Origin of the sequence: Paenibacillus lentimorbus NRRL B-30488 (assembly GCF_000411595.1) — a bacterium.
GTDB classification, from domain to species: domain Bacteria; phylum Bacillota; class Bacilli; order Bacillales; family Bacillaceae; genus Bacillus; species Bacillus velezensis.
In genome coordinates, this window is the sequence record NZ_ANAT01000018.1 from 25,512 (window position 1) to 37,327 (window position 11,816).

General features: G+C 47.3%; 10 protein-coding genes and 2 pseudogenes. 4 read left to right on the forward strand and 8 right to left on the reverse strand.

Features of this window, described 5'->3' with window-relative positions; translation table 11 throughout:
• Positions 1–3 precede the first annotated feature (3 nt).
• The 5 genes from D368_RS10095 to D368_RS10115 all read right to left on the reverse strand — a co-directional run bounded on the left by D368_RS10095 (position 4) and on the right by D368_RS10115 (position 5,520).
• Entirely contained in the window at positions 4–1,395 is a 1,392-nt protein-coding gene (locus D368_RS10095) for an MFS transporter (protein ID WP_128574765.1), read from the reverse strand.
• Between the two features lie 24 nt (positions 1,396–1,419).
• Positions 1,420–2,817 (reverse strand): glucuronate isomerase, encoded by a 1,398-nt coding sequence (gene uxaC, locus D368_RS10100; protein WP_128574766.1) that lies wholly within the window; start codon positions 2,815–2,817, stop codon positions 1,420–1,422.
• A gap of 185 nt (positions 2,818–3,002) precedes the next feature.
• Entirely contained in the window at positions 3,003–4,181 is a 1,179-nt protein-coding gene (locus D368_RS10105; RefSeq protein WP_128574767.1) for an NAD(P)/FAD-dependent oxidoreductase, read from the reverse strand.
• Between the two features lie 17 nt (positions 4,182–4,198).
• Positions 4,199–4,636, reverse strand: a complete 438-nt coding sequence (locus tag D368_RS10110; RefSeq protein WP_128574768.1) for a DUF1641 domain-containing protein — start codon at positions 4,634–4,636, stop codon at positions 4,199–4,201.
• Between the two features lie 386 nt (positions 4,637–5,022).
• Positions 5,023–5,520, reverse strand: coding sequence for a cupin domain-containing protein (locus D368_RS10115; RefSeq protein WP_077722090.1), 498 nt, complete (start codon positions 5,518–5,520; stop codon positions 5,023–5,025).
• Between the two features lie 129 nt (positions 5,521–5,649).
• Between D368_RS10115 and D368_RS10120 the strand changes: the two genes are divergently transcribed.
• The 3 genes and pseudogenes from D368_RS10120 (at position 5,650) to D368_RS10130 (ending at position 8,158) form a co-directional block, all read left to right on the forward strand.
• Positions 5,650–6,633 (forward strand): DMT family transporter, encoded by a 984-nt coding sequence (locus tag D368_RS10120; protein ID WP_128574769.1) that lies wholly within the window; start codon positions 5,650–5,652, stop codon positions 6,631–6,633.
• Positions 6,634–6,658: 25 nt separating this feature from the next.
• Positions 6,659–7,396, forward strand: coding sequence for an ATP-binding cassette domain-containing protein (locus D368_RS10125; protein WP_128574770.1), 738 nt, complete (start codon positions 6,659–6,661; stop codon positions 7,394–7,396).
• 1 nt (position 7,397) lies between these two features.
• Positions 7,398–8,158 (forward strand): annotated as a pseudogene (locus tag D368_RS10130) (ABC transporter permease).
• 25 nt (positions 8,159–8,183) lie between these two features.
• Here D368_RS10130 and D368_RS10135 read toward each other — a convergent pair.
• A complete protein-coding gene (locus D368_RS10135; RefSeq protein WP_063636823.1) occupies positions 8,184–9,002 on the reverse strand; it encodes a uroporphyrinogen-III synthase in 819 nt (272 codons plus the stop codon).
• A 175-nt stretch (positions 9,003–9,177) separates the two neighbouring features.
• Here D368_RS10135 and D368_RS10140 point away from each other — a divergent pair.
• A pseudogene (locus D368_RS10140) lies at positions 9,178–9,354 on the forward strand (DUF8096 family protein); the annotation flags it as partial.
• Positions 9,355–9,404: 50 nt separating this feature from the next.
• On the opposite strand, the gene D368_RS10145 reads toward D368_RS10140, so the two are convergent.
• Positions 9,405–10,589, reverse strand: coding sequence for a macrolide family glycosyltransferase (locus D368_RS10145; protein WP_128574771.1), 1,185 nt, complete (start codon positions 10,587–10,589; stop codon positions 9,405–9,407).
• Positions 10,586–11,806, reverse strand: a complete 1,221-nt coding sequence (locus D368_RS10150; protein ID WP_063636825.1) for a cytochrome P450 — start codon at positions 11,804–11,806, stop codon at positions 10,586–10,588. The genes D368_RS10145 and D368_RS10150 overlap by 4 nt, the downstream gene beginning before the upstream one ends.
• Positions 11,807–11,816 lie beyond the last annotated feature (10 nt).

The following is an 11,816-nucleotide window of genomic DNA, read 5'->3' on the forward strand; positions in this document are numbered from 1 at the left end:
TCACTAAAGTTGAGGTTTTGCATGATGTAAGTCCTGAACGAGCTCGGCATGCTGCCGGTCCGTCAGTTTATACATTAAACCGATAATCAGCATGGCGCACGCTAAAGCGAAAGCCGGGTACAGCAGCAGAAGCCCTTTAATCCCGATTAACGTGCCTTTTGTCTGAGAGGCATTCGGGATATAGCCGATAACGCTCAGCCCGATGCCTGAAAGAAAACCTGATAAAGATTGGGCGAGTTTTCTGGAGAAGTTAAAAAGCGAATATGTCGTCGCCTCCTTCCGTTCACCCGTCTTCCACTCTCCGTAATCAATAATGTCCGACACAAGCGCCCACGTAATGCCGTTTGGTATGCTGATCCCGATAAAAGCAATGCTCGCTAACGCCGTAAAGATATATACATTTGACGGGAGACAGAAATTCAGCGCATCAGCCGCGGCGCTGACGGCAAAACCGATCATCACCGTTTGCTTTTTTCCGAAGCGTTTGACGAGTTTCGGCATAAACAACACACCTAAAAATGAAGAGCCGATGATGATAAAACTCATGTAGGACATCAGCTCCGCATTGTTGAGATTGTATTGGGCGAAGTAAACAAGCATAGCGGATTTAATGTTGTATGCCGATATTGAGAAAATCGTCATGAAAACGACAGTCAGAAGCGGTTTGTTGCCGATAAAGCATTTGAAAACCGACATGACGGACAGCTTTTCTTTCGGCGCTTCACGGACGATAATTCTTTCTATGCAGTTTCGGTAGCAGATCATAAATCCCGCGATTCCGATTACGGCCATCATTCCCATAACTGCCGGGTAGCCGATGTGAACGTTATCAAAATGAACGAGAATCGGGATGACGATGACACTTGTAATGAGCAGCGCGCCGAGAGAGCCGATCTGGCGGAATGCGGAAAGCGCCGTTCTGTCCTCCGCATCCTGTGTAATGGCTGCACCGAGGGAGCCGTACGGAATATTGACGAAAGAATAAGCGACCCCCCACAGCATGTAAGAAGCATAGGCGTACACAAGCTTCCAGGTGACACTCACGTCCGGTGACACAAAAATCAATACGGTCATGACCGCAAGAATAATACTTCCGAATAATAAGTACGGCCTGAATTTCCCCCGGGGTCCGATCTTTTTTCTGTAGTCAATGGCCGAGCCGACAATCGGATCAGTCAAAGCCGCAAACAGCTTGCTGACCAAAAAAATACTGCCGGCGAACGCTGCCGGAATGCCTGCGACATCTGTGAAAAACTTCAGCAAATAGATCTGCCCGAGATCAAACATAAATCCGTTCCCAAAATCTCCGAAACCATAGGATACTTTTTCTTTCAGACTCAGCTTATGCTCCTTCACTTTTGCGGCAGGTGCTGTCACGACAGGCACATTACTCATAGGCCACCTCTTTCATTCCATTTTTTAAAAGCGGAAATATTCCTCAGCATTCCGGTAACAAATTCCCTCGACAATCCTCCCTAAAAGCTCCATATCGCAGGGCGCTTCGCCTTGTTCCGCCCAGCCGCCGATCAGCGTGCAGACAAGCCGCCTGAAGTATTCATGGCGGGGATAGGACAGGAAACTTCTTGAATCCGTCAGCATCCCGATAAAACGGCTGAACAGGCCTGTGTTTGATAACGCTTTCATTTGTTGAAGCATTCCATCCTTCGTGTCATTGAACCACCAGGCTGTGCCGAATTGAATTTTCCCCGGTGTTTTCCCATCCTGAAAGCTGTTGATCATGCTGGCGATAATATAGTTGTCATTCGGATTCAGAGAATACAAAATCGTTTTAGGCAATTGCCGCTTTTTTTCGGCGGAATCTAACAGCCGGGCAAGCGGTTTTGCGATACGTTCATCATTAATCGAGTCATATCCCGTATCAGGACCGAGGCTGCTGAACTTATTTGTATTGGTATTTCTTAACGCGTTAATATGGAACTGCATCGCCCAGTCCAGTTCGGCGTAAAGACCGCAAAGATATTGCAGCGTCCGTGTTTTGAATTTCTTTTCATCTTCAAAAGACACATGCTCTCCGCTTAATCCGGCGGCAAAAATCCGGGCCGCTTCCTCTTCGGTCGTCTCGGCATAAACCATTTGATCTAATGCGTGATCCGACACTCTTCCCCCGGCACTGTGAAAGAAGCGGACGCGGGATTCCAACGCATCCAAATACGATTGGTAGGTGGTGACAGCCATTCCGGAAGCGCTCTCCAGCGACCGGACCCAATCGGCAAAACCCGGGCTGCTGATGTCCAGTCCTTTGTCAGGCCGAAATCCGGGCAGCACTTGAACCGGAAAATCACTTTCTTTCAACAGTTCGTGGTATGTCAGCGCACCGGCAGGATCGTCGGTTGTGCAAATGACTTTGACATTTGATTTCAGAATGAGATCCCTTGCGCCAAACCCGTCTCCCTGCAGGAGCTCATTCGTTTTTTTCCAAATTGCCGCGGCCGTTTTTTCATTCAATACGTCATAAATGCCGAACCAGCGCTGCAGCTCTAAATGCGTCCAGCTGTACAGCGGATTGCCTATCGCCATCGGCACCGTTTTTGCCCAGGCGAAAAACTTCTCTTCATCTGAAGCGTTTCCGGTAATGCAGCGCTCTTCAATGCCGTTGGCCCTCATGATCCGCCACTTGTAGTGGTCACCGTAAAGCCATGCCTCCGTAATGGTTGCGAAGGTTTTATTTTCATAGATTTCCTTTGGGCTTAAGTGACAGTGATAATCAATGATCGGCATGTTTTCAGCGTATTCCCGGTACAGCTTTACGGCCGTTTTACTATCCAGTAAAAAGTCATCACCCATAAAAGCTTTCACACTCTCATCCTCCCTCTTAAAAAATGTTAACGTTAACAAAATGGTTCTTTTTATTTTAGCTTCCTCTTTCTCACATATCAATCATTTTTATTTCATTTTTCAGAAAATTGTATCTGTTAACATTTTCATGTAAAAAAGACATTGCCGAGAAAAGTCCGGCAATGTCTTCTGTGTGATCTTAAGGATTAGTAAGCGAGGCTGAATAATCCTTTGATATGTGTTAAATAACGTACGTTACTTGCTTCTTTCATTAAAGATGCCGGAAGGCCTTTCAGCGGAGTAGAGTTCGCTCCGATGATGGCAACCGCGTCTTTACGTCCGAGGCTTGCAAGCGTACCAGAGTTTACAGGCTTGAATGTTTCAAGCGTTTTTCCTTCTAAGTAAGCGAACAGGTTGTAACCGACAAGTTCACCCATCTGCCAAGCGATTTGCGCTGTCGGCGGGTACGGACGGCCGTCCGGCGCAAAGTATACAGCGCTGTCTCCGACAACGAATACATCTTCGTGAGAAGTAGATTGTAAGAAATCGTTAACCGTCGCACGGCCGCGGTTCACTTCAAGGCCGGATTCGCCGACTAACGGGTTGCCTTGTACGCCGCCTGTCCATACAAATGTGTTGGCAACGACTTTTGAACCGTCTTTCAGATCAATAACGTTTCCTTCAACATTTGTAACAGGAAGACCTGTTAAGAACTCAACGCCGCGTTTTTCAAGGCTTTTTGTCGCGCGTTCGATAAGGTCATCAGGAAGAACAGGAAGAATTTTCGGACCTGCTTCTACTAATTTCAGTTTGATTTCTTTCGGATCTACGCCGTATTTTTTCGTAAGGTTCGGCATGATGTCAGCAAGCTCACCGACAAGCTCGACGCCTGTTAAGCCGCCGCCGCCGATAAGGATTGTTGCATCAGCTTCGTTTTTCGTTTTAGAGTATTCACGCACACGGTCTTCCACGTGTTTGTATACTTTGTTGGCATCAGCAGCAGATTTCAGCACCATGCTGTTTTCTTCAAGTCCAGGAATGCCGAAATAAGCCGTAACAGAACCAAGTCCGACAACAAGCGCGTCATAAGTCAGCTTAGAACCGTCAGAAAGGGCAACTTCTTTCTTATTAACTGAGAAAGAATTGACTTCTGCGATTTTAATGTCGACGTCTTTTCCTTTCAGAAGTTTTTCAAGCGGCATAGCAACAGCCTGTTCAGACACGTTGCCGGCTGCAAGGCGGTGCAGTTCCGTAATGATTTGGTGAGTCGGGTATTTGTTCACAACGGTTACGCGTGCTTCATCTTTACTGTAATGTTTGCGAACGGTTAAAGCAGAAAGAACTCCGCCGTAACCAGCGCCTAAAATGACAATATGTTTTGACATCGTATATCCTCCGTCCTTTATATCAATTTGAATCTGAGATTATTTTTGTTTTCGTTCATGATTTCAAGATAGCTGTTAGCAAAACGGAACAGCTTTTGAGCTTGAGGATCTTTCAGCATGCGCAGCAGGCCGAAAAGTCCGATCGTTTCATTGCTAGCATCCGCGCGGTCTTTTGCTTCGATCGCAGTAGCCGCAACTTCTTTCGCTGTTTCTTTCACCGGCTCAAGAATTTCTGTAAGCGCACCCACTGTATCGCTCTTCAATACTTCGTCTGTCGCTACAGACTGTGCAAAATCATAAGACTTCGTTAAAATATTTACTAACTCAGTCAGTTTTGGAAGCTGATCCACTAAAACAGTCAGTGATTCTTGAACTTCAGGTTTTAGCAGCTGATCAATAAGATCGCGTTGGCCTTGGCTGACAGATGCATTTGTTTGATCGATTGTTTCTGGCATATCCGATTCTCCTTTACTATAAGCAGTATGCTGATTTTTTTGGAAAGGGTAGCCTTTCCCCCTTCATGCAGAAAAGCATGAAAAAGCAAGATTGTGAATTCATGCACAATCATTTACAAAAATAAATGTTTACTACCCAGTTTTTCACTTTGCCATATCCAGTATTATTTTTATATCAACAAAAACAATTGAATAAGTCAAAATTTCTTTTTCCTCTCTGAAAATAGCAAACATAAAAAACCCCAATTTGATTTACTCTTATATAATAACACTTTTTGAACAAAATTTGAACGTGAATTGTTTCGTTTATGAAATTATTTATATGGCGGGGGTGTAATAACGTTTCTTTTAGGCTATTTTTTTACAGACCGTCCGCTTTTCCCCTGTCATTTTTCCCACAATTTTAAAAGCGGGCCCGATTTTCCCGTAAAGGGGTCACATTCCGGGAGCGGGACACGGCTGATTTCTTCTGAAGTTCTATCATTTTTCTCCGTTTTTGTATCGTACTGCCGGCCGCCCGGATAAGCTCCGATCACGGTAAAATCAGAACTGCCCGACAGTTTTTTATGTCCGGTGCCGGCCGGAATGACCGCTGCGTCTCCCGTTTGAAGAACGGCGTCCGCCCCTTGTTCCCCGCCGAACCTCAAAACCGCGGTTCCTTTTACCGCGACAAGAACTTCGTGCGTGGTGCTGTGAAAATGATGATACGGAAATACTCCGCCCGTCCAGCTGTTAGACCAATCGTGCCGGCGGAGGACGGACTCTGCTTTCTGTACCGTTTCTTCATTAAATACCGCTTTATAAATAACAAGCGGAAGATTCGGGTTATTCGGAATGCGGCCGTCATCTTCGAAATAAAGCACTTGAATATCCTCTTTCTGCATTGTGTTCACCTCCGTATATGTCTGTTTCCCATTCATCATTTATTAAAACGCTATTTTCTCATATTCCATTGCGAAGCCTGCCGGTGAATAGTATAGTATAAAAAAATATGTGTCAAAATGAGGGATTTAATGAAAGCCATCGTGATCGGAATATTGGCATCTCTGTTTTTTGCAGTCACATTTATTTTAAACAGGGCGATGGAGCTTTCCGGCGGAAGCTGGATGTGGAGCTCTTCCCTGCGTTTTCTTTTTATGATTCCGTTTTTATTTTTGATCGTTTATGCGAAAGGAAAATGGGCGCCGCTCTGGCATGAAATCCGGAAAAAACCGTTTTTTTGGCTGAAGTGGAGTTTTACCGGGTTCGTGCTTTTTTATGCCCCGATTACGTTTGCGGCGGCATATGGGCCTGGCTGGCTGATCGCCGGCACGTGGCAGATTACAATTGTCGCGGGTGTGCTTCTGTCGCCGTTTTTCTATGAAACAAAAAATTCACCGGCGGGCCCGGTTTCCGTCAGACAAAAGATCCCGCTGATTTCGCTGGTTACTTCCGTCATCATCCTGATCGGAGCCGGGCTGATTCAGCTTCAGCATGCGGGTTCTCTGTCCGGCCGCACGATACCATTCAGCGTGGCGCCGGTCGTCATCGCGGCGTTTGCCTATCCGCTCGGCAACCGCAAAATGCTGGAACAATACGGCGGAAAACTCGATACGTTTCAGCGGGTGCTCGGCATGACGCTCGCAAGCCTTCCGTTTTGGCTTTTGATCGCCGCTTTCGGCTGGCATAGAGACGGGCTTCCCTCAATGGGACAGACATTCCAATCCTTTATCGTCGCACTCAGCTCGGGCGTTATCGCAACAGTATTATTTTTCCGCGCCACCGATATGGTGAGGAATGAGCCGCAGAAGCTCGCTGCTGTTGAAGCGACACAGTCCGGAGAGGTTCTTTTTGCACTGATCGGCGAAATCGTCTTTTTATCCGCAGCGTTTCCGTCACTTCTTTCATTTGCCGGACTGTTCATTATTATTGGGGGAATGGTCATGCATACATTCGCTTCCCGGCAGACAGACCAGAAAACGGCGGAGCAAACGTCAGCCAATCTCACTGGTTCCTGATTTTTTACGAAAGGTGTCATCCCAAATGAAAGAAGAAATTCCGGCAATATCTTTTCTGTCAGCCGGCAAACGCCTTGAACAAAACAATACGTCCTTTGATGTCCTGAGCCGTGTAACCGGACATATTCAAAAAGGTTCTATCACGGCCTTGATAGGGCCTTCCGGCGCGGGAAAAAGCACATTGCTGTCACTTTGCAATCTGATGAATACACCTGATGAAGGGGAAGTGCTTGTATTCGGAAAAGAAATAAGGCGCTGGGATATCAGGGAGCTCAGAAAAACCGCGGGCCTTGCATTTCAATCAGCTCCCGTCACGGAGGGCACGGTGCGGGACAACCTTCTGCTCGCAGAAAAACTCCACGGGGCGCAGCACTATACCCCTGAAGAGCTCGCAGATTTTACAGACCTTCCGCGCGGGCTTCTGGATCGGAATGCAAATGAATTATCCGGAGGTCAGCGGCAGAAGCTCTCATTAGCGCGAACTCTCGCCGGACTGCCGTCCATCCTGCTGCTGGATGAAATCACCTCGGCGCTCGACCCCTCATCCGTTCTCACCATTGAGAAACTGATTACGAAACTCCATCGGCAAAAACAGCTGACAATCCTGTGGATCACCCATAACCTTGAACAAGCGGAACGATTATCCGATACGGTATGGTTTATGGCTGAGGGACGGCTTTTAGAGACCGCGGAAACGAAAACGTTCTTTAAGGAACCGAAACACGAAAAGGCCCGGGCGCTTTTACAAGGGAGCGGGTGCTGATATGAATGATCTTTCACTGTTACTAACAAGTATATTTGTCATTATCGCTTTATTCCTGTCTAAATCTTTTAAAGCCGGCGTCGAAAAGGATATGATCGTCGCAACCGTCAGGGCCGTCATTCAGCTTCTCATCATCGGCTATGTGCTGTCGCTGATTTTTCGCGGTGATCACCCGATATTTATCATATTAATGGTGCTTCTCATGCTCACGGCGGCTTCGCACAATGTCGCCAAACGGAAAAAATGCGGATCGGCTCATTTTGGCGCGTTTTTCTGACACTGGCGATCGCGGAAACCGTGACGCAGGGACTTTTACTGATCCTTCACATCATTCCGTTCACTTCAAGATATGTCATTCCGATAAGCGGCATGGTCATCGGAAACTCCATGGTGCTCTCAAGCCTGTTTTTAAGCCGGCTCAGTTCGGAAGCAGACCTGCGGAAAGAAGAAATCCAGCTGATTCTCTCTCTCGGAGGAACGCCTAAGCAGGCCGTCCGGCAGATATTGACGTCCAGTATGAAGCTCAGTATGATCCCGACGCTTGAAAGCCAGAAAACATTGGGTCTCGTTCAGCTTCCCGGCATGATGACGGGCCAGATTTTAGCGGGGGCTGATCCGATACAGGCGGTGCGCTTTCAGCTGCTGATCGTTTTTACAACGATGGCCTCCGCTCTTCTTACATGTATCATACTCAGCGCCTTGACATATCCTTCCCTTTTCACGGAACACTGGCAATTAAAAAAATTCAGCAGGGAAGCGTAAGCTTTTTTCCCTGCTGAATGGTGGTTTATGACAAGGTCAGAGATTCATAGTAACGGGATAATTCAATAATCATCGCTCCCATCCGCTCAATGTCCGGAGCAAGGACCCTCTTTACCCCTTCATCCCGGATCGCTTCAGCCGTCACTTTGCCGACTGCGGCGGCAAGCACGTGTTTTTCGAATGCCTGCTGCAATTCCTTTGCGGATCCTTTTTCTTTTGCATAATCAAAGAGAGAGCGCACTTGAATGGCTGTCGTAAAACATACGGCATCGACCTCTCCGTTTAACAGCTCTCCCAGCAGTTTATCGACCGTCTCCCTTTCAGGCGGAATATGCTGATACGGCAGAACAGGGAATACCTCCGCTCCGTTTTTCTCAAGGAACTCCGTTAAAACCGGCGCTTTCTCGCCATGAAGCTGTATCATGACTTTTTTATCTTTAAAGTCAAATCGTTCCAAGGAGCGGATCAGCCCTCTTGTTGTACCGTCTTCATCTGAGGCATGCGGCGTGATGCCGAGCTTTTTTAAGGCCGCATATGTTTTATAGCCTCTGCAGCCGATTTTCGCTTCATGAACGGCCGCTAAAAATTCTTCTTTCAGACCGATTTTTTCCGATACCGACAATAACGTTTCCGTACCGATGCCTGTGGTGAATATCACCCAGTCGGCTTTTTGCTCGGCAAATGTTCTTACGTCGGGTTCCATTTGATCCTCCGCCAGGTATACGGTTCCTTGGAGGGAACGGATGACCGCCGTTCCGCCCTGCTTTTCTATTAATTTTGTGATCTCTTCTGTTTTCCGCGAACCGCCGATGGCAATCCGTTTCCCGTTCAATCCTTTTCCCATCGCTGTTTTCTTCTTCCCTTCAGATGCCGGGCGCCCTATGGCAGGCCGTCATTTATTTCTATTATTGTTACGCAATCAGCCGGGAAAATCAAGCTATGCTCCCGTTGAATCCCCCGTGCAGTTGCTGTATCATTAACCGGGCAGAACGATTTGATTCGCGGAGGGACTTTCAATCATGGAAACAAAAAAAGAGTTCGAGACAAAAGGATACGATACTTCGGTTATTTATGAGTTCAATGAATATCCTGATGTTCACAGCGGCCGATGTGACAATTGCGACTACACGCTGTTTAAAAGCTCAGTGAAGGGCGGAAAATTTTTGAGGGAATGCCGGAGATGCGGCATGAAGAAAATATATAACAAAACAGGCAGCGGTCTTCCGGTGCGCTGCCTGTTTCTCCATCAATTTTCGACGGCCGCCTTTTTCAAAAATTCTTCAATGGCGCAAACAGCCTGTTTAGGGCCGCCGGTTTCTTTTATTTTCTGCTGCATGCTTTTCACGCGGCTGAGGATGTTTTTATCGCCGTATACGTTCTGAACGTCTTTTTGCAGACGGGCCACAGTGACTTCTTTCGGCGGCAGATGCACGCCAAGCCCCAATTCATCCACACGCTTTGCGGTAACCTCTTGTTCGTGCATTTGCGGAACGACAACGAGCGGAACACCCGCATTCATCGCCTCCATTGTACTGTTCATCCCGCCGTGAGATACGAACAGCTTTGCTTTCTTCAGCACATCAAGCTGCGGAACGTGCTGGCGGATGATAAAGTGATCGGGCACATCCGAAAAACTTTCCGGATCAATTGTTGTGCCGACTGACATAATAACCCGCCAGTCCGAGTCCCGAAACGCGTCAATACACATTCGGTAAAATTCAGGCCAGGCGTTAAACGCCGTTCCCAGTGAGATGAGCATAAGCGGACGGTCATCGGCTGCATCAATTTCCAGACTTCCCGTATTTGTGCGTTCTCCAAGAGACGGACCCGCAAAACAGAATCGTTCATCAAAGGTTTCCTGTTTCGGCTGAAAGGCCCTTGGCATAAAGACGATATTCAATTTTTCAGGCATGAAAAATTCTTCCATTGTCATCCGTTTCACTTGTTCATTTTCAATTTTCTCCTGATATTCTTCTATCGCCTGTTTGGCCGCTTCCATCGTTTCTTCGTCTCTTCCTAATTGAAAATACTCATTCATTGCATAGCTCGGGCAGAACTTTACGGCCGGGATGCCGCCATTATCCGCAAACAATTTTCCGGCAAGCGCTAAAAAATCAAACAGGACGATGTCAGGAAGGTCGTCTTTGTACAGCTCTTCCAGCTGCGGAAGCACTTCAACCGCTTCTTCCAGAAACATTACAAACGCGTCACTTTTATTTACCCGTTCTTTTATCGTCTTCGGGTCCGCCTTTATGCTTGTGCGGTATAAAACGGGAATAGCACCCGTTTTGGCAACGGAAGCTTCAAATTCCTCAGTCGTAGCGAATGTCACTTTATACCCGCGATTGACAAGTTCCTCGGCCACAGGCAGCGTGGGATTGACATGACCGTGAGCGGCCACATTAATAATGGCGATGTGTGTTTTTCTCATCTTTTTTCTTCTCCTTCATTTTCGTTTATCTCCGCTTCTAAAGACTCCAGCCCGTACATGACACTGTTTCGGATCGGCTCAATCCGGACGGGCTCAAGGTGTGAAAAGGTTTTTACAATTCCTTTCAGCGCGGCTTCCGCTTCAAGTCTGGCAAGCGGAGCGCCTAAGCAGAAGTGTACGCCGAATCCGAAGGAAAGGTGCGGATTCGATTGGCGATGAATATCAAATACGCCCGCCTTCTCAAATTTGTTTTCATCACGGTTGGCAGATGCAACATAGCAGAGAACGATCTCCCCGCTTTTCAAGCGGCGTCCGCGCAGCTCAGTGTCGTGCCGGACCGTCCTTCTGACAAACGGAGCGGGAGCGCGAAAACGCAGCGTTTCTTCCACCGTTTGCGCGATGAGAGAAGGGTCCTGTCTCAGCTCTTCATAAAGGCCGGGCGTCTCTAATATGCTGTAAACCGCATTTGAAATGAGATTAGTCGTTGTTTCATTTCCCGCCACTAAAAGCAGATTGCAAAACGGGATCAGATCTTCTGGCGTGAGCTTCTCTCCCTCTTCTTCCTCTTTTATCAAAATAGAAATAATATCTTGGCCGGGCTGTTTTCGTTTGCTTTCTATTATTCCCGCAAAAAACGCCGCCAGCTCCGCCTCACATTGGTCACGTTCCTGCTGGTTTTTCTCCGCCGCTTCAGGACTCGCATCTTTCGGCATGCTGACGAGAATATCCGACCATTTTTTAAACTGATCCATACGTTCGGACGGAACGCCTAATAATTCTGAAATCACCATGACCGGCAAAGGGTAAGAGAGATCTTTAACGATATCAATCCGCCCTTTGTTCTTTGCCTGTTTCAGGAGATGATCGGTAATGTCTTTAATTCTCGGCTCCCATTCCTTCAAGACGCGGGGAGTGAAAGCGCGATTGACGGCAGATCTGATTTGGGTATGTTTCGGCGGGTCCATATTCAGCATGGACTTTGCAATCGAGCTTTTCACATCAGTCATGCGGCTTGAGAACGTCTCTTTATCACTGATGACTTTTTTGACATCATCGTATAAAAACACACTCCAAACCTTCGTTTCTTCATCAAAGTATATAGGGCTTTCACGTCTCATTTTTTCATACCAAGGAAAAGGGTTGTATACGTCCAGGCCGTTTTTTCCTTTCATCAGGGTTCTTTGGATGGCTTGTCTCGTGCTCCTCAGCTTACTCATGTTACATCAC